Source organism: Rathayibacter sp. Leaf296 (genome assembly GCF_001423045.1).
Lineage (GTDB): Bacteria > Actinomycetota > Actinomycetes > Actinomycetales > Microbacteriaceae > Rathayibacter > Rathayibacter caricis.
Genome location: NZ_LMNR01000002.1, coordinates 252076 through 277571, shown reverse-complemented (window position 1 = coordinate 277571; position 25496 = coordinate 252076). Strand labels below are relative to the sequence as shown.

The following is a 25496-nucleotide window of genomic DNA, read 5'->3' as shown; positions in this document are numbered from 1 at the left end:
CGCCGACCACTCTCCCCGCCGACCACTCTCAGAGACGAGACACCATGGCCACCACCCTCCCCGCGCGGACGGAGGAGCGGCGCCCCGCCGCCGCCCGCCCCATCGCGCGCACCACGCCGAAGCGGCGCCGCGACCTCACGTTCCCGCTGTTCCTCCTCCCGGCGCTGATCCTCTTCACGCTCGCGATCACCCTGCCGGCGGTGATGGGCATCTTCTTCAGCTTCACCGATTCCATCGGCTTCGGCGAGTGGAGCTTCATCGGCCTCACCAACTACGTCGCCCTCTTCTCGGACCCGGCGATCCTCGCGTCCTACGGCTTCACCGTCGGGCTCGCGCTGGTCACGGTGCTGCTGGTGAACGTGATCGCGTTCCTGCTCGCCATCGCCCTCACGACGCAGATCCGGGGCAAGGTCGCCCTGCGGGCCGTCTTCGTCCTGCCGATGGTCGTGTCGGGCATCATCATCGCGTTCGTCTTCAACTTCCTCTTCTCGAACTCGCTGCCCGGCTTCGCCGCGTCGATCGGAGCGACTCCGCTGGCCAGCAGCATGCTCGCCAACCCGGATCTGGCGTGGCTCGCGATCGTGATCGTCACCGCCTGGCAGGCGGTCCCCTCCGCGCTGCTGATCTACATCGCCGGAGTGCTCTCGATCCCGGGCGACGTCTACGAGGCGGCCTCGCTCGACGGCGCGTCCAGCTGGGGGCAGCTGCGCTCCATCACGCTGCCGCTGGTCGCGGGCTACGTGGTGATCAACCTCGTCATCGGCTTCAAGAACTTCCTGAACTCGTACGACATCATCGTCGGCCTCACCAACGGCGGACCGGGCACCTCGACCCGCAGCGTCGCGATGACGATCTTCTCGGGCTTCACCAGCGGCGACTACGCCTACCAGATGGCCAACGCCACGATCTTCTTCCTCATCGCTCTCGTGATCGCGCTCGTGCAACTGCGCGTCTCGCGCGGAAAGGCGGCCTTCTGATGACCAGCCAGGTCCCCCTCTCGCCGGCGCTGCCCGGCACCCGCCCCGCGGCCGACGCCGACGCCCGCCGCGGCGGACGCCGGAACCGCTCGAACCTGCTCCTCACCCTCGTTCTCGCGGTCTGCGCACTGACCGTCATCGCTCCGCTCTGGGTCACGGTGACCATGGCGTTCAAGACGACCGCGCAGGCGGTGGACGGCAACGCCTTCTCGATCCCGGCTCCGATCTCGATCGACGGCTTCGTGCAGGCCTGGAACCTCACCGACTTCCCCCGCGGCTTCGCGATCTCGCTGCTCGTCACCGCGATCACCGTCGCCGGGACCATCGTGCTCAGCGCCCTCGCGGCCTACGCCATCTCGCGCAACTGGGAGAAGAGGTTCTACCGCTACTCGTTCTTCTACCTGCTCGCCGCGATGTTCCTGCCGTTTCCCGTGCTCGCCCTCTCGCAGGTCTCGCTCACCGGACTCGTCGGCCTCGACAACCCGATCGGCGTCGCGATCCTGCACGTGATGTTCCAGCTCTCCTTCAGCGTGATGCTGTTCACCGCGTTCCTCCGCTCACTCCCCGAGGAGCTCGAGGAGAGCGCACGACTGGACGGAGCGACCACCAACCAGGTCTTCTGGCGCCTGGTGTTCCCGCTGCTGGCCCCCATGAGCGCGACCGTCGGCATCTTCGCCTTCCTTGCCTCCTGGAACGACTTCATGATGCCCTCGCTCATCACCTCCGACCCGTCACTGCAGACCCTGCCCGTGCTCCAGAGCATCTTCCAGACCCAGTTCAGCAACGACTACAACGTCGCCTTCGCCTCCTACCTGATGGCCATGGCGCCGGCGATCCTCGTCTACCTCTTCACCCAACGCTGGGTCATGTCCGGCGTGACTCAGGGGGCGATCAAGTAAGGCTCGCGGGTCTCGGGGCGGCGATCTGCGGCGTTGTCCGTTCCGCTGGCCTCGGGGCGGCCGTCTGCGGCGTTGTCGATCGGTCGTCGTAGCTCCGCTACGCCTTCCCTCCTCCGCCTTGCAGCCGACCACCCCGAGACCCGCGGCCACCCTCCGAGAGACGCATCGGGCCGTGCTGCGCACGAGCAGCCGCTCGGCGGAGGGGCCCACCTCTGCTGATCGAGTAGCCCGCGGAGCGGGCGTATCGAGATCCACGTCCGCCAGGAGGCGGGTACCACTCATCGAACAACTCAACGGAAGGAACGGCATGACCGAGACCCTGCTCACCAGGAGCGGCACCGCGGAGGACGCGCTGTGGTGGCGGCAAGCGGCGGTGTACCAGATCTACCCGCGGAGCTTCGCGGACGCGGACGGGGACGGGATCGGCGACCTGAAAGGGATCATCCAGCGCATCCCCTACCTCCGCGAGCTCGGGATCGACGCGGTGTGGCTCAGCCCGTTCTACCCGTCGGCGCTGGCCGACGGCGGGTACGACGTGGCGGACTACCGCGACGTGGACCCGCGGATCGGGACCCTCGCCGAGTTCGACGAGACGACCCGACTGCTGCACGAGGCGGGCATCCGCGTGATCGTCGACATCGTGCCGAACCACTCCTCCGATCTGCACCCCTGGTTCCAGGAGGCGCTGGCGGCGCCGAAGGGCTCGCCCGAGCGCGAGCGCTACGTCTTCCGCGACGGCCGCGGCACCGACGGCTCCGTCCCGCCGAGCGACTGGGAGTCGGTGTTCGGCGGCCCCGCCTGGGAGCCGGTCGGCGACGGCCAGTGGTACCTGCACCTCTTCGCCAAGGAGCAGCCCGACTGGAACTGGGCGAACCGCGAGATCCGCGACGACTTCCTCGACACCCTCCGCTTCTGGTCCGACCGCGGAGTCGACGGCTTCCGGATCGACGTGGCCCACTCGCTCGTCAAGGACCTCAGCGAGCCGCTCCCCGCGGCCGCCGAGATCGAGGCACCGAGGATCGACGGCTCGCACCCGTTCTGGGACCGCGACGAGGTGCACGAGGTCTACGCCGAGTGGCGCGCCCTGTTCGACTCCTACGACCCTCCGCGCACCGCGGTGGCCGAGGCCTGGGTCGACGCCTCCCGCCGCGCCCGCTACGCCAGCCCCGAGGGCCTGGGCCAGGCGTTCAACTTCGACCTGCTCGAGGCCGACTTCAATGCGGAGGAGTTCCGCCGCCTCATCTCGTTCAACCTCGAGCTCGCCGCCGAGTCGGGCTCCTCGACGACGTGGGTGCTCTCGAACCACGACGTCGTCCGCCACCCGACGCGCTACGGACTTCCGGCCCGCGGCGACGCTCCGGTCGCGCCCGCGAAGCAGTGGCTGCTCAGCGGGGGAGCGGAGCCCGGGCTCGACCGCGAGCGGGGGCTCCACCGCGCCCGCGCCGCGACGCTCCTCCTCCTCGCCCTGCCCGGCTCCGCGTACCTCTACCAGGGCGAGGAGCTGGGCCTGCACGAGGTGCCCGCGATCCCGGATGCGCAGCGCCAGGACCCGACCTTCTTCCGCAGCGGCGGCACCGACGTCGGCCGCGACGGCTGCCGGGTTCCCCTGCCCTGGACGGTCGGCGGCGACTCGTTCGGCTTCGGACCGGGCGCCGCGCACCTGCCGCAGCCGGAGTGGTTCGCGGACTCCTCCGTCGAGGCCCAGGAGCGCGACGAGGAGTCGACGCTCGCGCTCTACCGCCGCGCGCTGGCCCTGCGGCACGAGCTGCAGTCCGGCGAGCAGCTCGAGTGGCTCGACTCGGAGCCCGACGTGCTGCACTTCGCGCGCCCGAACGGCTGGCGCTCGGCGACGAACCTCGGCGCGACCCCGGTCGCGCTGCCCGCCGGCGAGGTGCTGCTCGCGAGCGGCCCGCTGGGCGACGGAGTGCTGCCACCCGAGACCACGGTCTGGCTGCGCTGAGCCGCTGAACGCGAGAGCGCCCCCGCACCCGATCCGAGGATCGAGGGGCGGGGGCGCTCCGGCGTGTCAGGCGGTCAGTGCGTCGACGGGTCCTGCTCGACCTCGGAGCGGTCGCCCGACCACAGCGTGTGGAAGGTGCCCTCCTTGTCGACGCGCTGGTAGGTGTGCGCGCCGAAGAAGTCGCGCTGCCCCTGCACGAGGGCGGCGGGGAGGCGCTTCGAGGCGAGCGAGTCGTAGTACGACAGCGCGGCACCGAAGCCGGGGATCGGCACGCCCGAGAGCGCGGCGGTCGAGACGATGCGGCGCCAGGCGGCCTCGCCGTTCGCGACGGCCTCGGCGAAGTACGGGTCCTCGAGGAGGGTCGAGATGCCCGCGTTCTCGGCGTAGGCGTCGACGATGCGGTTGAGGAACTGCGCGCGGATGATGCAGCCCGCGCGCCAGATCTTCGCGACGGCGCCCTTGTCGATCTCCCAGCCGTACTTCTCGGCTCCGGCGATGATCGCGTCGAAGCCCTGAGAGTAGGCGACGACCTTCGAGGCGTAGAGGGCGGCGCGGACGTCGTCCTCGAAGCCGTCGTAGAGGGCGACGGGAGTGGGGCGCGAGGTGACGCGGTTCTGCACCGCGGCGCGCTGCTCCGGCTTCGACGAGACGGCGCGGGCGAAGACGGCCTCGGCGATGCCGCCGACGGGCACGCCCAGGTCGAGCGCGTTCTGCACGGTCCAGACGCCGGTGCCCTTGGAGCCGGCCTGGTCGAGGACGACGTCGATGAACGGCGAGCCGGTCTCGGCGTCGACCTGGCGCAGCACCTCGGCGGTGATCTCGATCAGGTACGACTCGAGGTCGCCCTTGTTCCACGCGTCGAAGACCTCGGCGATGGCGGCGGGCTCGTGGCCGCCGACCGTGCGGAGGAGGTCGTAGGCCTCGGCGATGAGCTGCATGTCGGCGTACTCGATGCCGTTGTGGATCATCTTGACGAAGTGGCCGGCGCCGTCGGTGCCGATGTGGGTGACGCAGGGCTCTCCCTCGGCGACCGCCGCGATCGAGGAGAGGATCGGACCGAGGGTCTTGTACGACTCGACCGAGCCGCCGGGCATGATCGAGGGGCCCTTGAGCGCGCCCTCCTCACCGCCCGAGATGCCGGTGCCGACGAAGTGGATGCCGGTCTCGCGGACCGCCTTCTCGCGGCGGATCGTGTCGGTGAAGAGCGCGTTGCCGCCGTCGACGATGATGTCGCCGGGCTCGAAGACCTTCGTCAGCTGGTCGATGACGGCGTCGGTGCCGCGGCCGGCCTGGACCATGATGATCGCGGTGCGCGGCGTCGCGAGCGAGGCCGCGAAGTCCTCGATGGTCTCCGAGGCGACGAAGCCGGCCTCGGGGTGCTCGGTGATCAGCGTCTCGGTGCGCCCGTACGAGCGGTTGAAGACGGCCACGGTGTTGCCCTCGCGGCTGGCGAGGTTGCGGGCCAGGTTCGAGCCCATCACCGCCAGACCGACGACTCCGATGTTGGCTGTGGCGGTGGGCTTGTCAGACACGGTTCTCCTCGACGTACGCGTTCAGGGACGCGCCCAGGCTATCGAAGCGTCCCGGCCGCGGCCCGGTCCCGAGCGTGCACATCGGTCGCGGCGGCGATTCACGGCCGTGCGGAGGGAGCTACACGGTGTGGTCGGCCGGCACTCGCTCCGAGGGGATCGGGGGCGGCGGAGGAGTGCCGTCGCCGAAGGGACGCCCGCCCAGCTCCTCGCGGTGCGACGGGACGCGCCAGCCCGACAGGTCCGGGCCCTTGGGGACCACTCCGGTCGGATTGATGTCGCGCTGCACCTCGTAGTAGTGCGACTTGATGTGGGTGAAGTCGATGGTGTCGCCGAATCCCGGAGTCGCGAACAGGTCGCGCGCGTAGCCCCAGAGCGCGGGCATCGCCGAGAGCAGGTTCCGGTTCGCCTTGAAGTGGCTGTAGTAGACGGCGTCGAAGCGGGCGAGCGTCGTGAACAGGCGCACATCCGCCTCGGTGATCGTGTCGCCGACGAGGTAGCGCTGCGTGCCGAGGCGCTCCTCGAGCCAGTCGAGACGGGCCCAGAGCGCGTCGTAGGCCCGCTCGTACGACTTCTGCGACCCCGCGAACCCGCACTTGTAGACGCCGTTGTTCACGTCGTGGAAGACCAGCTCGGCGACCTCGTCGATCTCGTCGCGGAGGTGGTCGGGGTAGAGCTCGGGGGCTCCGTCGCGGTGGAACGCGGTCCACTCGGTCGAGAAGTCGAGCGTCATCCGCGGGTAGTCGTTGGTGACGACCTCGCCGGAGGGGATGTCGACGATCGCGGGCACCGTGATGCCGCGCGGGTAGTCGGGGAAGCGCTTCAGGAACGCGTCCTGCAGGCGCGGGATGCCCAGGACCGGGTCGACGCCGCCGGGATCGAGGTCGAACGTCCAGCTGCGCTTGTCGTGGGTCGGACCGCAGATCCCCATCGAGAGGGCGTCCTCGAGTCCGAGCAGGCGCCGGACGATCACGGCGCGATTCGCCCAGGGGCAGGCCCGCGAGACCACGAGGCGGTAGCGGCCGGCCTCGACGGGGAAGCCGTCGCTCCCGTCCGCGGTGATCCGCGTGGGGATGTAGTTCGTGTCGCGGTGGAACCCGTTCTTCTCCACGTAGGAGCCGAAGTCGTCGTCAGTCATGGTCCGCACGCTAACGAGTGCGCCTGACCGCCTCCCGGCAGGACCCCGCGGGTGGCGGGCGAGGGGATCGGCCGGTAGGGTGGGCAGCTGAACTTCGGCGAGGGATGCACCACGCATCCGTGATCGACGCGGTGGAAGCAGGCGAGGCCCCGAGAGGGGCGCCGCGGACTTTTCCTCACGCTGACATGCGTTCGAGTCGAAACCCCGTCCGTGGCCCCGGCCACGACCCCGATCCGGTGGCGTGCGCGCCGCCCAAGGAGAACATCATGGCTGAACTCACCAACAAGGTCGTCGCGGAGCTCCGCACCTCGTTCGGCAAGGGAGCGGCGCGCAAGATCCGCGCCCAGGACAAGATCCCCGCGGTCCTCTACGGCCACGGCACCGAGCCCCAGCACGTCACGCTGCCGGGCCACCAGGTCCTGCTGCTGACCCGCAAGGCGAACGCGATCCTCGAGCTCGACATCGACGGCACCCCCCAGACCACCCTGGTCAAGGACATCCAGCGCGACCCGGTGCGCCAGATCATCGAGCACATCGACCTCGTGGTCATCAAGCTCGGCGAGAAGGTCTCGGTCGACATCCCCGTGCACGTCGAGGGCGAGGCCGCTCCCGGCACCCTCGTGTCGATCGACGCCAACACGCTCTCGCTCGAGGTCGACGCGACCAAGATCCCGCAGAGCATCGTCATCTCGGTCGAGGGCCTCGAGGCCGGCACCCAGATCGCCGCCGGCGACGTCGTGCTGCCCGACGGCGCGACCCTCGTCACCGAGGCCGACGTGCTGGTCGTCAACGTCACCGCCGAGGTCGAGCAGGACCTGGGCGAGGAGGACGAGACCCCGGCCTCGGGCGACGTCGTCGCCGAGACCGCCGAGTAGTCTCCCCACCTGCACCACCGGACGGGCCCGCCGCGATCGCGAGCGGGCCCGTTCCGCATCCGGCACGTCCGCATCCGGCACGAGAGAAGGACCACCATGGGCGACACCTGGCTCGTCGTCGGGCTCGGCAACCCGGGCGCGCAGTACGCGCGCAACCGGCACAACGTGGGCCAGATGGTGCTCGACGAGCTCGCGTCGCGGATCGGCGGCTCGTTCCGCCGGCACACGCGCGCGAACGCGACGGTGGCCGAGGGCTTCCTCCGCCCCGGGGGCCCCAAGCTCGTGCTCGGCAAGCCGAACAGCTTCATGAACCTCTCGGGCGGCCCGACCTCGCAGCTGCTCGACTTCTACTCCCTGGCTCCCGAGCGCCTGATCGTCGTGCACGACGAACTCGACATCCCGTTCGACACCCTGCGCCTGAAGCAGGGCGGTGGCCACGGCGGACACAACGGCATCCGCGACATCCTCGCCGCGACCGACGGAGCCGACTTCCTCCGCGTGCGCGTGGGCATCGGCCGCCCGCCCGGTCGCCAGCCCGCCGCCGACTTCGTCCTCAAGGACTTCGCCGGCCCCGAGCGCGAGACCCTGCCGATCCTTCTGCAGGACGCCGCCGACGCCGTCGAGCTGATCGCCGACTCCGGCCTCGCCGCCGCCCAGCTGAAGTTCCACACGAGCGCCTGACCCGCCTCACCGAGGGAACCCCCGACCGTCGAGGGAACCCGGAGCAGAGGGCTCCCTCGACGGTCCGGGGTTCCCTCACGGACGGACCGGCCACGCCGAGCACGGCTCCGTGTCGGGGGTCCGCAGTAAACTCGGACAGTGCCACTCAACGAGATCATCTCGGCGCTTTCGCGCGCCTCCACGTTCGACGACGCACTGGCGTACGCGGTGCGCGACGCCGACTTCTCCGTCACCGACGGCCTGCGGGTCCCGCTGCTCGCGGGGCTGCTCGAGCGCCGGGCGGAGGCGGGCCGACCGCAGGCCGCGCTCGTCGTGACCGCGACGGGCCGCGACTCCGAGAACATCCGCGCCTCGCTCAGCTGCGTGATGCCCGACGCCGACGTCGTCGAGTTCCCCGCGTGGGAGACGCTGCCGCACGAGCGGCTGAGCCCGAGCGCCGAGATCGTCGGCCGCCGCCTCGACGCGCTGCGGCGCATGAAGACCTGGACGGCCGAGAAGCCGCTGGTCGTCGTCGCCTCCGTCCGCGCCGCACTGCAGCCGGTCGCCGACAACCTCGCCGACATCGCGCCGATCCGCCTGGTGAAGGGCACGCGCGGCTACGACCTCGGCCGCATCTCGGCCGAGCTGGTCGACCTCGCCTACGCGCGCGTCGACATGGTCACGCGGCGCGGCGAGTTCGCCGTCCGCGGTGGAATCCTCGACGTCTTCCCCGCGGTGGCCGAGCACCCGAGCCGCATCGACTTCTTCGGCGACGAGGTCGACTCGATCCGCGCCTTCTCGGTGGCCGACCAGCGCTCGCTGCCCGGCGAGTCCGACTCCGTGGTGCTGCCGCCCAGCCGCGAGCTGCTGCTCGTCCCGGCGGTCCGCCAGCGCGCACGCGAGATGCTGCACGAGTTCCCGAGCCTCTCGGCCATGCTCGCGAAGATCGCCGAGGGCATCCCCGTCGAGGGCATGGAGTCGCTCGCGCCGGCGCTGCTCGAGCGCCTGGTGCCGATCTCGCACTACCTGCCCGAGGGCGCGGCGGTGGCCGTGCTGGCCCCCGAGCGCGTCGCCACCCGCGCCATCAGCCTCGCCGAGACGAACCGCGAGTTCCTCCAGGCCGCCTGGAGCGCCGCGACCGCCGGAGCCGAGGCGCCGATCGACCTCGCCTCGGGCGAGTTCATCCCGCTGGGCGCCCTGCGCGACTCGGTGAAGTTCAGCGCCCCCGGCGCCGCCGCTCCCGACCACCCGTGGTGGACCATGAGCACCTTCCGCCAGGGCCCCGCCGCGGGCGAGGCCGAGGTGCTCCCCGAGGATCTGGGCATCGACGAGATCCTCGCCGTCCGCGTCGAGGGCGAACCCGTGCCCGGTTTCGGGGCCAACGTCGAGGGCGCGCTCGCCCACGTCCGCTCGCGCCTCTCCGACGGCTGGACCGTCGTGCTCACCGCACCCGGCACCGGCACCGTCGAGCGCACCGATCAGGTGCTCGCCGAGCACGAGGTCGCGGCGCGCATCGTCGCCGACCTGCCCGGCGAGGTCGAGGCCGGTCTCGCCTACGTGCTCCAGGCGTCCGTCGACCACGGCTTCGAGGTTCCGGAGGCGAAGCTCGCGCTGCTCACCGACACCGAGTTCTACGGGCGCACCGTCGGCTACGACTCCCGCGCCGTCAAGAAGCTCGCGTCGCGCCGCAAGAACGTCGTCGATCCGCTGCAGCTCACCCCCGGAGACCACGTCGTGCACGCCACGCACGGCATCGGGCGCTTCGTCGAGCTCTCGCAGCGCGAGGTCTCGAGCGGCGGCCGCAACGCGGTGAAGACCAAGCGCGAGTACCTCGTGCTCGAGTACGCGCCCAGCAAGCGCGGCTTCCCCGGCGACAAGCTCCTGGTGCCCACCGATCAGCTCGACCTGCTCTCGCGCTACGTCGGCGGAGAGGCGCCGGCGCTGAGCAAGATGGGCGGCAGCGACTGGGCCCAGGCCAAGAGCAAGGCGCGCCGCGCCGTCCGCGACATCGCCGTCGAGCTCGTGAAGCTCTACTCCGCCCGCATGGCGTCGCCCGGCCACGCGTTCCCGCCGGACACCCCCTGGCAGCGCGAGCTGGAGGAGGCGTTCCCCTTCGCCGAGACGCCCGACCAGCTGACCGTGATCGACGAGGTGAAGGCCGACATGGAGCGGCCGATCCCGATGGACCGCCTGCTCTCGGGCGACGTGGGCTTCGGCAAGACCGAGGTCGCCGTGCGCGCCGCGTTCAAGGCGATCCAGGACGGCAAGCAGGTCGCGATGCTCGTCCCGACGACGCTGCTCGTGCGTCAGCACCTCGAGACCTTCCAGGAGCGCTTCGCCGGCTTCCCGGTCCACCTGCGCGCCCTGAGCCGCTTCCAGAGCGCGAAGGAGTCGAAGGAGACGATCGACGGCCTCGCCGACGGCACCGTCGACATGGTTATCGCGACCCACCGCCTCCTCTCGGACAACATCGTCTTCAAAGACCTCGGACTCCTCGTGATCGACGAGGAGCAGCGCTTCGGCGTCGAGCACAAGGAGAAGCTGAAGGCGCTGAAGAAGAACGTCGACATCCTCTCGATGAGCGCGACCCCCATCCCGCGCACCCTCGAGATGGCCGTCACCGGCATCCGCGAGATGTCGACGCTGGCGACACCGCCCGAGGAGCGGCACCCGATCCTCACCTTCGTCGGCCCGTACTCCGAGAAGCAGGTCGGCGCCGCGATCCGCCGCGAGCTGCTGCGCGAGGGCCAGGTGTTCTTCGTGCACAACCGCGTGTCGACGATCAACCGCGTGGCCTCGCAGCTCGCCGAGCTGGTTCCGGAGGCGCGCATCGCGGTCGCGCACGGCAAGCTGAGCGAGGCCCAGCTCGAGCGCATCATCGTCGACTTCTGGGAGCGCAAGTTCGACGTGCTCGTCTCGACGACCATCGTCGAGACCGGACTCGACATCCCCAACGCCAACACCCTGATCGTCGATCGCGCCGACAAGTACGGGCTCTCGCAGCTCCACCAGCTGCGCGGACGCGTGGGCCGCGGCCGCGAGCGCGCCTACGCCTACCTGCTCTACGACGAGACGAAGCCGCTGAGCGAGACGGCGCACGACCGGCTGCAGACCCTTGCCGCCAACACCGACCTCGGCGGCGGCATGCAGATCGCGCTGAAGGACCTCGAGATCCGCGGGGCGGGCAACCTGCTCGGCGGCGAGCAGTCCGGTCACATCCAGGGCGTCGGCTTCGACCTCTACCTGCGGATGATCGGCGAGGCCGTCGACACCTTCCGTGGCGACGTCGCCGAGGGCCAGACCGAGCTGCGGCTCGAGCTGCCGGTCGATGCGCGGATCCCGGAGGAGTACGTCGACAGCGAGCGCCTGCGCCTCGAGGCGTACCAGAAGCTGTCGGCCGCGTCCTCGCCCACCGCCAAGGAGGGCAGCGTCGAGCTGGTCGTCGAGGAGCTCACCGACCGCTACGGCGAGCTGCCCGAGGCGGTCGAGAACCTGATCCTCGTGTCACGCCTGCGGATGCGCGCCCAGAAGGCCGGGCTCAGCGACGTCGTCGCGATGGGCTCCAACGTCCGGGTCGCCCCGGCGCACCTCGCCGACTCGATCCAGGTCCGGCTGCGCCGGATGTACCCGAGCGCCAAGTACCTCCAGCAGGCGAACGCCGTGGTCGTGCCGATGCCGGTCGTCGACGGCGTGCCGCTGAACGACCGCGCGCTCATCGACTGGGTGGCGAATCTGCTCGAGGCGCTCTTCCCCGAGCCGGCCGCGGTCGCGAGCTGACCGACCCCGAACGAAGGATCACGATGACCGCACCCGCCGACCACTCCGTCCCGCCGCGCGTCCCCGCGCCGGACGAGCCGAGCATCCCCGAGCTCGAGGACGACGAGACGATCGCCCCGCGCCCCGAGGAGGAGGTGGCCGACCTCGGCCGCGCCGAGCCCGACCTCGAGGACCACTCCTAGCCCGACGACCCTCCGCGAGATGCCACTTCAGTACGCGACACGCCGTGTCGGGCGTACCGGAGTGGCATCTCGCGGAAGGAGTCAGTGCCCGAAGTGCGCCCGGACCTCGGCCTTCCAGCGGTCGCGGTCCTCGGCCGAGATGAACGCGGCGTCGAACGAGTTGAGCGCGAGCTGCTCGAGCTGCTCGTCGTCCATGCCGAGTTCCTCGACCAGCGCGCGGTAGTTCGCGTCGACGTAGCCGCCGAAGTAGGGCGGGTCGTCGCTCGACACCGTCGCGATCAGTCCCTGGCGCAGCATCTCGGGCAGCGGGTGGTCCTTCATCGTGTCCACCGCGCGCAGCGCCACGTTCGACAGCGGGCACACGGTGACCGGCACCTTCTGCACCCGCAGCATCGTCACGACGGCCGGGTCCTCCATCGCGCGGATCCCGTGGTCGATCCGCTCGACCTTCAGGAGCTCGAGGGTCGCGGCCACGGTCTCGGGCCCGCCCTCCTCACCGGCGTGGGCGACGAGGTGCAGCCCCTCGGCCGCGGCCCGCGCGTAGACGTCGACGAACAGCTCCGGTCCGAAGCCGACCTCGTTCGAGTCGAGCCCGACGCCGATGATGTGCTCGCGGTAGGGGAGGATCGCGGTCAGCATCTCGTCGGCCGCCTCGGCGCCGAGGTCTCGCAGGAAGCACATGATGAGGTCGGTCGAGATGCCGTGCGTCTCGAGACTCGAGCCGAGCGCGCGCGTGAGTCCGGCCATGACCGTCTCGAGCGCGACTCCGTTGCCCAGGTGCGTCTGCGGGTCGAAGAAGATCTCGGCGCGGCGCACGTTGGCGAGCTTCGCGCGGTCGAGATAGCCGGTCGCGAGCTCGAAGAAGTCGCGCTCGGTCTTCAGCACGGTGAGGTTCGAGTAGTGCAGGTCGAGGAACGAGCCGAGGTCCGTGAACGCGTAGCGGGCGCGGAGGGCGTCGATGTCCTCCGTCGGCAGCGCGACCCCGTTGCGGCGCGCCATCTCGACGATGTGCTCGGGCTCGATGGTGCCCTCGATGTGGATGTGGAGCTCCGCGCTCGGCGGTGCACCTCGGTCGAGGGGAGTGGTGTCGGGCACGGTGATCCTGTTCCGGGTCGCCGGATGCGCCCCGCGGTGACCCTAGCCGCGTCGTGTTACGTCCCGATGACCGGCGGATGTGGACTCCGCTGGCCGACGGATGTGGCGCACGCCGCCGGTCGGCAGGATGGGGGCATGCCGCTGCTCGCCCGCCGCCGCCGACCCGCGCCCGCGCCCCCGGGCGCTCCGCTCGTCCGACTCCGAGAGGTCGCCGTGCGGACCAGCGAGGCCGAGCTGCTCGCTCCGCTCTCGCTGGAGGTCGAGCCGGGCGAGGTCGTCGCCGTCACGGGCCCCAACGGCAGCGGCAAGACGACCCTGCTGCGCGTGATCGCCGGGCTGACCCTTCCCACCGCCGGCACCGTCGAGGTCGCGGGCGCTCCGGTCGACGAGCGCTCCCGCGAGCACCGGCGCCGCGTCGCCGCTCTCGTCGGCACCCCGCCGTTCGAGCGCGATCTCACCCTCGAGGAGCACCTCGCGATGGTCGCGCTGTCGTGGGGTGCGACGCTCGACGCAGCGCGCGAGAGTGCCGTCCAGGGCCTCGACTCCCTCGGACTCGTGGCCCTCGCCCGCCGCTTCCCGCACGAGCTCTCCTCGGGCCAGACCCAGCTCTTCTCCCTCGCGCTCGTGCTCGCCCGACCGAGCGAAGTGCTCCTGCTCGACGAGCCGGAGCAGCGGCTCGACGTCGACCGCGTGCCGCTCGCGGTCGAGGTGCTGCGCGAGGCCGCACGCGATCGCGCGGTCATCGTCGCCACGCACAGCGCACTGGTGACCGACGGCCTCGCCACCCGCGAACTCCGTCTGGGCCGCCGATGAACCGGATCCGCGCGGTGCGCGCCCTGCACCGCTCCCGGTCCGATCATCGCGACCGCGCCTACTCCGGCTACCTCGCCGCCCTCACCGTGCTGGTCGTCGTGCTGCCGGTGCTGCGAGCCCTCGTCCTGCTCGCCGGCGATCCGGTTCCGGTGCTCGCAGGCCTCGAGCTGCCGGTGGCCGTCGGAGTCGTCGCCGGACTGCTCCTGCCCGCGGCGGTCCTCCTGGGCCGGGTCCGCGGCCCCGCGGTCGACGAGCCGCACCCCACCGCCGTGCTCCTCACCACCGACCTGCCCCGGCGCCTCGTCCTCCGCCGCCCCGTCGCGCTGTCGAGCGCGTCCGTCGTGCTCGCCGGCATCGGTGGCGCCGTCCTGATCGCGGTCGCGACGGAGTCGTCCCTGCCACTCGCCGCCGTTGCGGGAGCCGCGGGCGGGGCGGTCCTCGCGGTCGCCTGGCTGGCCGGCGAGTGCCTCCCGCCGCGCTGGCCCGCCGGACTGGCCGCGGCGACGGCTCTCGCGGCGCTGCTGCCCGTCGGTCCGGGAGCCGTCGTCTCGGCCGCGCTCACCGGATCGGACCTCTCCGCCGCGATCGCCCTCGCCCTGTCCGCCGCCCTCGCGCTCGGGATGGTGCCGCGCTTGCTCGACGCCGTGCGCGGGCCGCTCGTGCTCGCCCAGTCCCGGCAGTGGCGTGCGACGCGCGACCGCGGAGCGATCGGTGAGGTCGCCGACGCGCTCGAGGGCTACCGGGCTCGCCCGCACCGCCTCCGCGGGTTCTCCGCCGTGCGGATCGCGCCGTTCGTCCTCGCCGTGCCGGTCCGCGATGCTGTGGGCGCGCTGCGCACGCCCGGCCGCTCTCTCGCGGGGGCCGCCGCCCTCGCCGCCGCCGGAGTCGCGCTCGCCGCCGCCGCCGTGGCGCCCCCGTCAGTGCTCGCCCTGCCCGCGGTGCTCGCCGGCGTCCTCGCCTACTGCGGAGCAGGCGTCTGGAGCGACGGGTTCCGGCACGCCTCCGCGACCGCCGGGCAGCCCGCGCTCCTCGCTCCCGCCCCCGTCGATCTGCTCCTGCTGCACGGGATCCTGCCGCTCGTGCTGGCAGTCGGCCTGCTCGTCCTCGCCGCCGTCCTCGCCTCCGGCCCGGGGGCACCCGCCGCGGCCGTGGCCGTCGTCGCCGTCGCCGCCCGCGCGATGGATGCGACGCGAGGACCGCTGCCTCCGTCGCTCCTCGGCCCGGTCCCGCTGCCGATCGGCGACGGCGCCGGTGCCGTCGTCCTGCTCTGGAACCTTGCCGGTGTGCTCGTGACGGGCGCTGCGGCCGTCGGAGTCGCGGCCGCCCCCGGTCTCGTCGCCGCCGTGCCGCTCGTGGTCGCCGCGTGCCTGCTCGTGGCGCGGCGCCGCCTCGCCCGAGCCTGAGGAGCGCCGTCGGCCGCGGATGCGAGGATGGCCGGGTGACCGCGCATCCCCGGCTCGACGAGCTCATCCGCACCGTCCACGTCCTCCGCGCTCCGGGCGGCTGCCCGTGGGACGCCGAGCAGACCCACGAGTCGCTCGTGCGCTACCTGATCGAGGAGTCGCACGAGCTGGTCGACGCCATCGAGGCGGGCGATCGCGACGACCTCATCGAGGAGCTGGGCGACGTGCTCTACCAGGTGCTCTTCCACGCCGATCTCGCCGCCGACGGAGCAGAGCCCTTCACGATCGAGGACGTCGCGGCGCACATGAACGCCAAGATGATCGGCCGCCACCCGCACGTCTTCGGCGACGCGACCGCCGAGACCGCCGACGACGTCATCGCGGTCTGGGACGAGCTGAAGCGGACCGAGAAGCCGCACCGCACCAGCGTCCTCGACGGCATCCCGCAGGGCATGCCCGCGCTCGCCCTCGCCGACAAGGTGATCGGCAAGGCGACGACCCTCGGCATCGTCGACGCGGGGGAGGGGCCGCTTCCGATCGAGTCCGAGGACGACCTCGGACCCCTGCTGCTCGCGATCGTCGCCTCCGCTCGGGCGCAGGGCCTGGACGCCGAGCGGGCCCTCCGCACCGCGACCCGCGACCTGCAGGACGAGATCCGGGCGGTCGAGCGCGAGCGCGCCGCGGACTGACCGCACTCAGGCGACGCGGCGCCCCTTCGGCAGCCGCGCCGCCGGCGTGGCCGTGCGCCGGATCGCTCCGAGCACCAGTCCGACCGCGAGCGCCAGCTGCAGCGTCAGTCCGACGAACCACGATGGAACGGTCTCGGCGAAGAGATCCGCAGGACCGCTGGAGTCCGGCTGGGACGTCCCGGAGCAGTCGATCTCGACCAGCAGGTCCGGTGGGACCTGCAGCTGCCGGACCCCCAGCGCTATCCCGCCGAACAGATCCGCCGGCTGCCCGTTCCGATCCAGCTGCGGCGGCACCGCATCGGCGAGGACCACGAACGGGTTGAGCGCCAGCAGGCCCCAGTAGCGGTCGGCGCGCGGAACGGTGCTCTCGTAGGCGGACCCGCACTCCGGATCGGGATTGCCCGCACCGTCGACGAAGACGGTGCGCGTCTCGGACACGGTCACCGTCGTCAGGAGGCCGAACGCGATCAGCGATCCGACGCTCAGCGCCGCCACCACGAGGTAGGTGGTGACCACCGACATCAGCGGCCGGTCGAGGATCCCGCTGAGCCCCACTCCGATCGCCGCGACCACTCCGAGCTGCACGGCCAGCACGAGCACCGAGACGAGCGCCGAGACCGCCGAGACGCCCCCCACCAGCACCGCCACGAGCAGGAACGGCAGCGTGCTGACGAGGAACGCGAGGGCGACCAGCCAGGCCGAGGCGAGCTTGCCGAGTACGAGCTGCGGAGTGGTGAGGAGCGTCACCTGCATCGACGCCAGAGTTCCCGCGTCGCGCTCGCCGTTGATCGCGGCACCGGACAGCGCGGGCGTGACCAGACTGCCCAGCAGCAGCACGAAGTAGACGAGCACGGAGTAGATCCAGCCGCCGACCTGGGCGCCGCTGCCCGACAGGACGCCGCTCGCGACGACGAGGAGCCCGGTGACGGCTCCGACCAGCAGGAAGAACAGTCCGAGCAGCACGAAGGACGAGACGCCGCGGACGCGCTGAGCGAGCTCGAGTCGGACGACGAGGCCCGCGCCCCGGAGGAACGGCAGCGCGCGGACGGGCTCGGGAGCGGTCGTCGTGGTCATCGTGTCGACTCCTCGGTGCTGGATCGCCGCAGATCGGCGAAGGTGTGCTCGAGCTCCCCGACGGCCGGCGCGAAGCGGCTCACCGCGACGCCCGCGCCGACGAGTGCCGCGAGGAGCGACGCGGCGGCCGCGTCATCGGCGACGGGCACGAGCACCGCGTCGCGATCCTCCCGGGCGGTGGCGCCCGTCACCCGCGCGACGAGGCCGGCGAGCTCGCGCCCGCCGGCGGACACCGCCTCGATGCGCCAGGTGCGGAGCGACCCGGCCGCGTGCGAGACCGCCTCCTGCGAGGCCGTGGTGCCGGAGTCGAGGAACACCGCCGCGTCGGCCATCTCGTCGAGCTCGGCGAGCACGTGGCTGGAGACGAGCACCGTCCGCCCCTCGGCGGCGAGCCGCAGCACGAGGTCGCGCAGGGCGATCCGCGCCCCGGGATCCAGGCCCGAGGCGGGCTCGTCGAGCACGAGGACGGCGGGGTCGTGCACGAGCGCCCGCGCGAGGCTCAGGCGCTGCTTCTGACCGCGGGAGAGCACGCGGGTGGGCCGGTCGGCGAGCTCGACGAGGTCGACCAGGGCGAGCAGCTCGTCGGCGCGCGCCTCGGCGTCGGCGCGGGGCAGCCCGTAGAGCATGCCCGAGGTGCGCAGCGTCGCCCGCGAGGTCAGAGCCGCCCAGGAGCCGAGCACGTCCGGCATCCAGCCGAGCGACGCCCGCACGGCGGCCGGTTCGGCGACCGGGTCGTGGCCGGCCACGAGCAGGCGCCCCGCGTCGGGCCGGAGGAGCGTGGCGAGCAGGAGCATGAGCGTGGTCTTGCCCGCGCCGTTGGGGCCGACGAGCGCGGTCACCTCGCCGGGTCGCGCCTCGAAGGTCGCGTTCCGCACGGCGTGCACGGATCCGAAGGAGCGCGAGACGCCGTCGGCGACGATGCCGCCGATCCCGGATCCGGCGCGGAAGCCTCGAGGCACCGACTCGGGCCCGTCGTCGTAGCGGGCGAACCCGTCCTGGTCGAAGTCGTGCTGGTCCGCGTGCATCCGGTCCCCGTCCGTCGCCGCCCGGAGGTCCCCTCGACCGTCCGGGCGCGGCGAGCCTAGCCGACGCCCGTGTCGGACGGCTCCGCGACGCCGGACGCGCCTCCGGCGGTCTGGGAGAATCGTCCCCATGGCCTCCTCGATCACCCCGCCCCGCGGCATGCGCGACTTCCTCCCGGCCGACAAGGCGAAGCGCGAGCACGCGCTCTCGGTCATCCGCCGCGTCTACGCGTCGCACGGCTTCGACGAGATCGAGACCCCCGTCGTCGAGGACTTCGAGCGCCTGCACTCGGGGCTCGGCGGCGACAACGAGAAGCTCGCCTTCAGCGTGCTGCGCCGCGGCCTCTCGCACGACGACCTCGCGGCCGCCGCCGCCTCCGACGACCCGTCGGCGCTCGCCGACCTGGGGCTCCGCTTCGACCTCACGGTTCCGCTCGCCCGCTTCTACGCGACGCACCGCGCCGAGCTGCCGACCGTCTTCCGCTCGGTGCAGATCGCTCCGGTCTGGCGCGCGGAGCGGCCGCAGAAGGGCCGCTACCGCCAGTTCGTGCAGTGCGACATCGACATCATCGGAGAGCCCGGCCAGCTGGCCGAGGTCGAGCTGATCACGGCGACCGCGTCGGCGCTCGACACGCTGGGCCTGCGCGACTGCACCATCCGCATCAACGACCGCCGTCTCCTCCTGGGCATCCTCGAGCACTGCGGATTCGCTACCGAGCGCTTTCCGCAGGCCCTGATCTCGATCGACAAGCTCGACAAGATCGGCGCTGCGGGCGTCGTCGCCGAGCTGGAGGCCGACGGTCCCGACGCGGCGGCCGTCCTCGGCGGCTACCTCGCGCGCATCGAGGAGGCCGTCGCCGCCGGGGGAGTGCCGATGGAGGAGTCCGTGATCCTCGCGATCCTGCCCGAGGGCGTGGACCCCGAGGCGGTGCTGGCCCTCGAGACCCTGGCCCGCGCGCTGCGCTCCCTGCCGGACGGCGTCTCCCTCCGGTTCGACCCCACTCTCGTGCGGGGCATGGGCTACTACACGGGCACGATCTTCGAGATCGCGCACCCCTCCTCCGGCTCCTCGGTCGGCGGAGGAGGCCGCTACGACGGCATGATCGGCCGGTTCCTGGGGCAGGACGTCCCGGCCTGCGGCTTCTCGATCGGCTTCGAGCGCATCGTCGAGCTGATCGACGTGCCCGTCGCCGAGCGCCCGGATGCGGTGGTGCTCGTCCACGAGCGCGACGCCGCCCCGGAGGCGCTGCTCGCGCTGAAGCAGGCGCTGATCGCCCAGGGTTCCCGGGTCCGGCTGGAGCGCCGCAGCAAGAACCTCACGCCGCTGCTCGACCGGGCGACGGCCGCGGGCTTCACCCGCTTCGCCCTCGTGCCCCGGGACGCGGCCGGGCTCGACTCCCTGTCGTTCAAGCCCCTGGGCTGAGCGCGCGGGATCTGAGAGGCGTCTCACCCGATCCGCCGGAGCCGACGCGTTCCGTGGCGTGATCCTTGGCGGATCCGTGAGAGCCTTAATACCCGCGAAATCTGCGGACACACCCGAGAAATCTCCCGAGGATAGCGTCGAGGCACCCGATCGGCGCGACTTGGCGCGCCTGGACGGGCACCACGCCGCCACCCGCGCACCACAGCAGCAGCATCACCGCGGCCGCGTCCTGCAGCCCGACGATCTCGACCCGAGGAGTCCCCCTTGACCCTGTCGCCCTTCCGCACCCCGGCCTTCGACCGCCGCAGCCTCCTCCGCATGGCGGGGGTCGCCGGCCTCGCGATCGGCGGCGCCTCCGTCCTCGCCTCCTGCGCCTCCGACTCCTCGGCCTCCACCGGCGGGTCCGGCGAGGGCGGCGACCTCGGCACCCTGAAGGTCCAGCTCTCCTGGATCAAGAACGAGGAGTTCTCGGGCGAGTTCTTCGCCGACTCCAAGGGCTACTACACCGACGCCGGCCTCTCGGGCGTGACCCTGACCGCGGGCCCCTCGACCGGCACCGCCGAGCTGCTCTCGGGCTCCGCCGACGTCGCGCTGAGCGACGCCGTCTCGGTCGGCACCGTGATCGCCCAGCAGGAGGCGCCGCTGAAGATCATCGGCGCGACCTACCAGAAGAACCCCTTCACGGTCCTCTCCATCGCGACCGCGGGCAACATCGCGACCCCGGCCGACATGGCCGGCAAGAAGATCGGCGTCCAGGCGTCCAACACCTCGCTGTTCCAGGCGCTCCTCGCCGCCAACGGGCTGTCGGAGTCGGACCTCACCGTCGTACCGGTCGAGTACGACCCCTCGGTCCTCATCAACGGCACGGTCGACGGCTTCATCGCCTACCTCACCAACGAGTCGATCACCGTCGCGAACGAGGGCTACGAGGTCGTCAACCTGCCCTTCGCCGACAACGGGCTCCCGTTCGTCGCCGAGACCTTCACGGTCACCGACCAGACGATCGCGGAGAAGCGCGACGCGGTCAAGGCGTTCCTCGTCGCGGAGATCAAGGGCTGGTCCGACGCGGTCAAGGACCCGGAGGCGGGCGCGATGCTCGCCATCGAGGACTACGGCAAGGACCTCGGCCTCGACGAGGCCTCCTCGAAGGAGGGCGCCACGATCCAGGCCGAGCAGCTCGTCGTCTCGGACGACACCGTCGCCAACGGCCTCTTCACGATCTCGGACGAGCTGCAGAGCGAGACCATCGCGTCCCTCGCCGGCGCCGGCATCGACATCTCGGCGGACGATCTCTTCGACATGACCCTCCTCGCCGAGGTCTACGAGGAGAACCCCGAGCTCGTCGACTACACCGCCTGATCCGGCACTGATCCACCTCCACGAAGGGCACCACCCGTGACCGACACGACCGACGCCGGCATCCTGCGCGAGCAGGATGCCGGCGGCACCGGCATCCAGATCCACGGCCTGTCGAAGACGTTCCGGATGGGCGCCCGCAGCGTCACGGCGCTGCAGGACACCGATCTGCACACCGATCAGGGCAGCTTCCTCGCACTGCTGGGCCCCTCGGGCTGCGGCAAGTCGACGATCCTCCGCATCCTCGCGGGGCTGGAGGAGCCGACGTCCGGCTCCATCCGGGTCGACGGCCGCACCCCGAAGGAGCTGCGCCGCGACAACAAGCTCGGCATCGCGTTCCAGGACCACGCGCTCCTCCCGTGGCGCAGCGTCATGTCGAACATCCGCCTCCCGTTCGAGATCGCGGGCAAGTCGGTCGACCAGTCCTACATCGACGAGCTCATCGACCTCGTCGGCCTCCGCGGGTTCGAGAAGGCCAAGCCCGCGCAGCTCTCGGGAGGCATGCGCCAGCGCGTCTCGATCGCGCGCTGCCTCATCCTCAAGCCCGAGGTGCTCCTGCTCGACGAGCCGTTCGGCGCGCTCGACGACATGACGCGGCAGAAGCTCAACCTCGAGCTGCTGCGCATCTGGACCGAGAAGCCCGCCACCACGCTGCTCGTCACGCACGGCATCTCGGAGGCGATCTTCCTGTCCGACCGCGTCGCCGTGATGAGCCCGCGGCCGGGTCGGGTGAAGGAGATCATCGACATCGACCTCCCGCGCCCGCGCACTCCCGAGATGCAGCGCACGCCCGAGTTCCACGCGTACGTCGACCAGGCGTCCGAGCTCCTGTTCGGCGACGGCGGCGCGGCCGCCGACGACCACTAGGAGGGCCGCATGGCCACGGCTTCCCCCGCTCCCGCCGTCGAGCGGCGCTCCTTCTCGCTCCCGCCCTGGGCCGCCGGGCTCCTCGGCGTGCTGGGCATCGTCGCCGTCTGGTGGATGATCGCGCTCGTCAGCGCGCCGACCGGCTCCTCGACCTACGCCGTGGTGCCCACTCCGGTGCAGGTCGTGCAGGTGGCGATCGACGACGGATTCGGCTTCTACTGGCGCAACTTCTCCGTCACGATCGGCGAGGCGGCGGTCGGCTACTTCTGGGGCAACCTCCTCGCCCTGGTGCTCTCGGCTCTCGTCCTCGTCGTGCCGTGGCTGGAGGGGGTCGTGTCGCAGCTCGCGGTCGTCACCTACTGCGTCCCGATCGTCGCCATCGGCACGCTCGTCCTCCTCATCATGGGCGGCGCCGAGGCTCCCGGTCTGCCCAGCGCGACCGCGGTGTTCCTCGCCGGCCTCTCCGTCTTCTTCACCACCGTGGTCGGCAGCCTCCTGGGGCTGAAAGCCGCCGACAAGGCGTCGCTCGACGTGGTCACGGTCTACGGAGGCACGAAGTTCACGCAGCTGCGCAAGGTGCGGATCATCGCGGCGCTCCCCAACATCCTGTCGGCGCTGCAGATCGCGGTCCCCGCGGCCTTCCTCGGCGCGATCCTGGGGGAGTACTTCGGCAAGATCGAGACCGGCGTCGGGCCGATCCTGGTCGCCGCGCAGGTCTCGCTCAACTCGCCCCGCGTCTGGGCGCTCTTCCTGCTCTGCGCGGGCGTCGCGCTCCTGGGCTACGGCATCGTCGGACTGATCGGCCGCCTCGTCGCGCCCTGGTCCTCCGGAAAGCAGGCGTGATCATGACCCTCACCCGAGGCAGGACCGAGCAGTCCACCGAGACGTCGATCCTCGCGGTCGACGAGCTCCGCCGTCAGCTGCGCTCCGCCGCACTCGGAGCGACCCTCAAGAGCCTGCGCAAGAGCGCCCTGATCGCGCTGTCGACGATCGTGATCGTCCTCGCGATCTGGATCGGCGTGATCCTCTTCAGCGGCGTCTCGCCCTACGTCATCAAGGGCCCGTGGGACGTCTGGGACCACCTGGTCGCCGGCGAGAGCGCGGCCGAGCACCGCGCCGAGCTGGGCGCGCTCTTCGCGGTCACCCTCTGGGACTCCTTCATCGGCTTCGCCGCGGGACTTGTGGTGGCCATCCTCGTCGCGATCCTCTTCCGGCTGTCCAAGGGCGTCGAGCACGCCCTCATGCCGTTCGCGCTCCTGCTGCGCTCCGTGCCGCTCATCGCGATGGCGCCGCTGATCATCCTGGTCTTCGGCCAGGGCACGATCGCCTCCGTCGCCGTCGTCGGCGGCATCGTGGTGCTGTTCCCCGCGCTGGTCACCATCGCGTTCGGCCTGAACAACGCGTCGCCGCAGATGCTCGACGTGGTCTCGGTCTACGGAGGATCCACGCTCACCGCGATCCGCAAGGTCGCGATCCCCGGCGCCCTCCCGTCGCTGTTCGCCGCGATCCGGGTCTCGGTGCCCGGCGCCATCACGGGCGCCCTGCTGGCCGAGTGGCTGTCGACCGGCAACGGCATCGGCGGCTCGATCTCGGCCTGGTCGGCGCAGGCCCGCTTCGACGACGTCTGGTCCGCGGTCGTGCTCGTCACCGGCGTCTCGCTGGTGCTCTACATGGTCGTGCAGGTCGTCGAGACCTTTGTGCTCTCGCGGATGTCGCTCTCGCTGAACTGAGGCGGGCGCGCGGGGTCAGACGGTGACGAGCGCGTCCACCCGGCTGCCCGCGAGCAGCTCGCGGCCGCCGAGGCCGTCGAGCTCCATCACCACGGCGATGCCCTCGAGGCTCCAGCCGGCCCGCTCGATGAGGCGGCGGCTCGCGTCGAGGGTGCCGCCGGTCGCGAGCACGTCGTCGACGAGCAGGAGGCGCGCGCCCTTCGGCGCCGCGTCCTCGTGCACCTCGAGCGTGGTCGTGCCGTACTCGAGTGTCGCGTCCTCGCGCAGGAGGGCGCGGGGGAGCTTGCCGGGCTTGCGGATGGTGACGACGCCGAGGCCGGCCGAGTAGGCGGCCGCCGCTGCGAGCAGGAAGCCGCGGGCCTCCACTCCGGCGATCGCGTCGATCCGGCCGCGGTAGGGCTCGAGCAGGGCGTCGGCGACCGCCCGCAGCGCCTCGCCGTCGCCGAAGACGGGAGTGAGATCGCGGAACAGGATGCCCGGCTCGGGGAAGTCCGGGACGACCTCCGTGAGGCGCTCGACGAGGGCGGCGGCGGTGCTGGTCACGGGATCCTCCGGGAGGCTCGGGCGGCGCGGTGCGCCGGCGTGGGGCGCCGTCGCCGCCGGCTCGGGTTCAGGGCCCTGGAAGTCTACGCACGCCCGGCGTTCCCCTCCCGTTCGAAGGCGGTCAGTAGACTCCTTCCCGACCGCTCCCACCCTCCGGGAGCGCACCCGTCAAGAGGAGATAGTTGTGGCCCTTATCGAGGCAGTCGTCGCCCGAGAAATTCTGGACTCCCGTGGCAACCCCACGGTCGAGGTCGAGGTCCTGCTCGAGGACGGCGCGTCCTCGCGTGCGGCCGTGCCGTCGGGCGCGTCCACCGGGGCCTTCGAGGCCTACGAGCTGCGCGACGGCGACTCCGAGCGCTACCTCGGCAAGGGCGTGCAGAAGGCCGTCGATGCCGTCATCGACGAGATCGGCCCGGCCATCGAGGGCTTCGACGCCACCGACCAGCGCCTCGTCGACGCCGAGCTGATCGAGCTCGACGGCACCGAGAACAAGTCGCGCCTGGGCGCGAACGCGATCCTGGGCGTCAGCCTCGCCGTCGCGAAGGCCGCCGCGCAGTCGGCCGACCTCGACCTCTTCCGCTACGTCGGCGGCCCGAACGCGCACACGCTGCCCGTGCCGCTGATGAACATCATCAACGGAGGCGCGCACGCCGACACCGGCGTCGACATCCAGGAGTTCATGGCGGTGCCGCTGGGCGCCGAGTCCTTCTCGGAGGGCCTGCGCTGGGGCGTCGAGATCTACCACGCCCTCAAGGCGCAGCTGAAGAAGGCCGGCTTCGCCACGGGCCTGGGCGACGAGGGCGGCTTCGCCCCCGACCTGCCCACCAACCGCGAGGCGCTCGACTTCATCCTCAAGGCCGTCGAGGCGGCCGGCTTCACGCCCGGCAAGGACATCGGACTCGCGCTCGACGTGGCCTCCTCCGAGTTCTACAACGACGGCGCCTACACGTTCGAGGGCAAGAAGCTCACCGCGGAGGAGCTCTCGGCGTACTACGCGGACCTCGTCGCGAACTACCCGCTGGTCTCCATCGAGGACCCGCTGGACGAGGACGACTGGGCCGGCTGGACCCACCTCACCGCCGAGATCGGCGACAAGGTGCAGCTCGTCGGAGACGACCTCTACGTCACGAACCCCGTGCGCCTGGCCCGCGGCATCGCCGAGAAGGCCGGCAACTCGATCCTCGTGAAGGTCAACCAGATCGGCACGCTCACCGAGACGCTCGACGCCGTGGCCCTCGCCCAGCGCAGCGGCATGACCGCGATCCTCTCGCACCGCTCCGGCGAGACCGAGGACACCACCATCGCCGACCTCGCGGTCGCGGTGGACGGCGGCCAGATCAAGACGGGCGCCCCGGCCCGCTCGGACCGCGTCGCGAAGTACAACCAGCTGCTGCGCATCGAGGAGATCCTGGGAGGTGCGGCGACCTACGCGGGTCGTTCCGCCTTCCCGCGCTTCTCGGCGTAGCCTCGGCCGACGGCCCCGG

At 71.6% G+C, this 25496-nt stretch carries 22 protein-coding genes; 16 read left to right on the top strand and 6 right to left on the bottom strand.

Annotated features, from left to right (window positions below):
• The first annotated feature begins 44 nt into the window (after window positions 1-44).
• From ASF46_RS11585 to ASF46_RS11575, 3 genes are all read left to right on the top strand, one after another.
• Window positions 45-977 (top strand): carbohydrate ABC transporter permease, encoded by a 933-nt coding sequence (locus ASF46_RS11585; RefSeq protein WP_056867749.1) that lies wholly within the window; start codon window positions 45-47, stop codon window positions 975-977.
• Window positions 977-1876, top strand: a complete 900-nt coding sequence (locus ASF46_RS11580) for a carbohydrate ABC transporter permease (RefSeq protein WP_056867748.1) — start codon at window positions 977-979, stop codon at window positions 1874-1876. Before ASF46_RS11585 ends, ASF46_RS11580 begins: the two co-directional genes overlap by 1 nt.
• Before the next feature lie 307 nt (window positions 1877-2183).
• Window positions 2184-3836, top strand: a complete 1653-nt coding sequence (locus ASF46_RS11575) for a glycoside hydrolase family 13 protein (protein ID WP_056867747.1) — start codon at window positions 2184-2186, stop codon at window positions 3834-3836.
• A gap of 74 nt (window positions 3837-3910) precedes the next feature.
• On the opposite strand, the gene gndA is transcribed toward ASF46_RS11575, so the two are convergent.
• Window positions 3911-5314: an NADP-dependent phosphogluconate dehydrogenase gene (gndA, locus tag ASF46_RS11570; protein WP_056868560.1), complete on the bottom strand. Its 1404-nt coding sequence runs from the start codon at window positions 5312-5314 to the stop codon at window positions 3911-3913.
• Between the two features lie 172 nt (window positions 5315-5486).
• Window positions 5487-6503: a glutathione S-transferase family protein gene (locus ASF46_RS11565; RefSeq protein ID WP_056867746.1), complete on the bottom strand. Its 1017-nt coding sequence runs from the start codon at window positions 6501-6503 to the stop codon at window positions 5487-5489.
• A gap of 266 nt (window positions 6504-6769) precedes the next feature.
• On the opposite strand from ASF46_RS11565, the gene ASF46_RS11560 reads away from it, so the two are divergent.
• The 4 genes from ASF46_RS11560 to ASF46_RS19165 all read left to right on the top strand — a co-directional run bounded on the left by ASF46_RS11560 (window position 6770) and on the right by ASF46_RS19165 (window position 11997).
• Entirely contained in the window at window positions 6770-7378 is a 609-nt protein-coding gene (locus ASF46_RS11560) for a 50S ribosomal protein L25/general stress protein Ctc (RefSeq protein WP_082485451.1), read from the top strand.
• A 96-nt stretch (window positions 7379-7474) separates the two neighbouring features.
• Window positions 7475-8059: an aminoacyl-tRNA hydrolase gene (gene pth / locus ASF46_RS11555; protein WP_055793738.1), complete on the top strand. Its 585-nt coding sequence runs from the start codon at window positions 7475-7477 to the stop codon at window positions 8057-8059.
• 138 nt (window positions 8060-8197) lie between these two features.
• Window positions 8198-11815, top strand: a complete 3618-nt coding sequence (mfd, locus tag ASF46_RS11550; RefSeq protein ID WP_056867745.1) for a transcription-repair coupling factor — start codon at window positions 8198-8200, stop codon at window positions 11813-11815.
• A 23-nt stretch (window positions 11816-11838) separates the two neighbouring features.
• Window positions 11839-11997 (top strand): hypothetical protein, encoded by a 159-nt coding sequence (locus ASF46_RS19165; RefSeq protein ID WP_157602463.1) that lies wholly within the window; start codon window positions 11839-11841, stop codon window positions 11995-11997.
• 81 nt (window positions 11998-12078) lie between these two features.
• Here the strand turns inward: ASF46_RS19165 and ASF46_RS11545 are convergent, their stop codons facing one another.
• Complete coding sequence (locus tag ASF46_RS11545; protein ID WP_056867744.1) at window positions 12079-13092, bottom strand: adenosine deaminase; 1014 nt, start codon at window positions 13090-13092, stop codon at window positions 12079-12081.
• A gap of 135 nt (window positions 13093-13227) precedes the next feature.
• On the opposite strand from ASF46_RS11545, the gene ASF46_RS11540 reads away from it, so the two are divergent.
• From ASF46_RS11540 to ASF46_RS11530, 3 genes are read left to right on the top strand one after another with little or no spacing between them, the layout of a single operon-like run.
• Window positions 13228-13905 (top strand): ABC transporter ATP-binding protein, encoded by a 678-nt coding sequence (locus ASF46_RS11540; protein WP_082485450.1) that lies wholly within the window; start codon window positions 13228-13230, stop codon window positions 13903-13905.
• Window positions 13902-15308, top strand: a complete 1407-nt coding sequence (locus tag ASF46_RS11535; protein ID WP_056867743.1) for a hypothetical protein — start codon at window positions 13902-13904, stop codon at window positions 15306-15308. Before ASF46_RS11540 ends, ASF46_RS11535 begins: the two co-directional genes overlap by 4 nt.
• A gap of 35 nt (window positions 15309-15343) precedes the next feature.
• Window positions 15344-15997: a MazG family protein gene (locus tag ASF46_RS11530; RefSeq protein ID WP_173892346.1), complete on the top strand. Its 654-nt coding sequence runs from the start codon at window positions 15344-15346 to the stop codon at window positions 15995-15997.
• A 6-nt stretch (window positions 15998-16003) separates the two neighbouring features.
• Here the strand turns inward: ASF46_RS11530 and ASF46_RS11525 are convergent, their stop codons facing one another.
• Together ASF46_RS11525 and ASF46_RS11520 are read right to left on the bottom strand one after the other, a co-directional pair.
• Entirely contained in the window at window positions 16004-17071 is a 1068-nt protein-coding gene (locus ASF46_RS11525; RefSeq protein WP_056867742.1) for an ABC transporter permease, read from the bottom strand.
• Entirely contained in the window at window positions 17068-18096 is a 1029-nt protein-coding gene (locus ASF46_RS11520; RefSeq protein WP_082485449.1) for an ABC transporter ATP-binding protein, read from the bottom strand. Before ASF46_RS11520 ends, ASF46_RS11525 begins: the two co-directional genes overlap by 4 nt.
• Before the next feature lie 127 nt (window positions 18097-18223).
• Here ASF46_RS11520 and hisS point away from each other — a divergent pair, with 127 nt between their 5' ends.
• The 5 genes from hisS (at window position 18224) to ASF46_RS11495 (ending at window position 23469) form a co-directional block, all read left to right on the top strand.
• On the top strand, window positions 18224-19516 hold the full coding sequence (gene hisS / locus ASF46_RS11515; RefSeq protein WP_056867741.1) for a histidine--tRNA ligase: 1293 nt from the start codon (window positions 18224-18226) through the stop codon (window positions 19514-19516).
• A gap of 264 nt (window positions 19517-19780) precedes the next feature.
• Complete coding sequence (locus tag ASF46_RS11510; protein ID WP_235576930.1) at window positions 19781-20875, top strand: ABC transporter substrate-binding protein; 1095 nt, start codon at window positions 19781-19783, stop codon at window positions 20873-20875.
• Window positions 20876-21001: 126 nt separating this feature from the next.
• A complete protein-coding gene (locus tag ASF46_RS11505) occupies window positions 21002-21739 on the top strand; it encodes an ABC transporter ATP-binding protein (protein WP_082481620.1) in 738 nt (245 codons plus the stop codon).
• Window positions 21740-21748: 9 nt separating this feature from the next.
• Complete coding sequence (locus ASF46_RS11500) at window positions 21749-22582, top strand: ABC transporter permease (protein WP_056867740.1); 834 nt, start codon at window positions 21749-21751, stop codon at window positions 22580-22582.
• A gap of 2 nt (window positions 22583-22584) precedes the next feature.
• Window positions 22585-23469, top strand: coding sequence for an ABC transporter permease (locus ASF46_RS11495; RefSeq protein WP_082481618.1), 885 nt, complete (start codon window positions 22585-22587; stop codon window positions 23467-23469).
• 15 nt (window positions 23470-23484) lie between these two features.
• Here ASF46_RS11495 and ASF46_RS11490 read toward each other — a convergent pair whose 3' ends face one another.
• Window positions 23485-24012: an adenine phosphoribosyltransferase gene (locus ASF46_RS11490; RefSeq protein ID WP_055793721.1), complete on the bottom strand. Its 528-nt coding sequence runs from the start codon at window positions 24010-24012 to the stop codon at window positions 23485-23487.
• Window positions 24013-24196: 184 nt separating this feature from the next.
• Between ASF46_RS11490 and eno the strand changes: the two genes are divergently transcribed.
• Complete coding sequence (eno, locus tag ASF46_RS11485) at window positions 24197-25477, top strand: phosphopyruvate hydratase (RefSeq protein WP_055793720.1); 1281 nt, start codon at window positions 24197-24199, stop codon at window positions 25475-25477.
• Window positions 25478-25496: the final 19 nt, after the last annotated feature.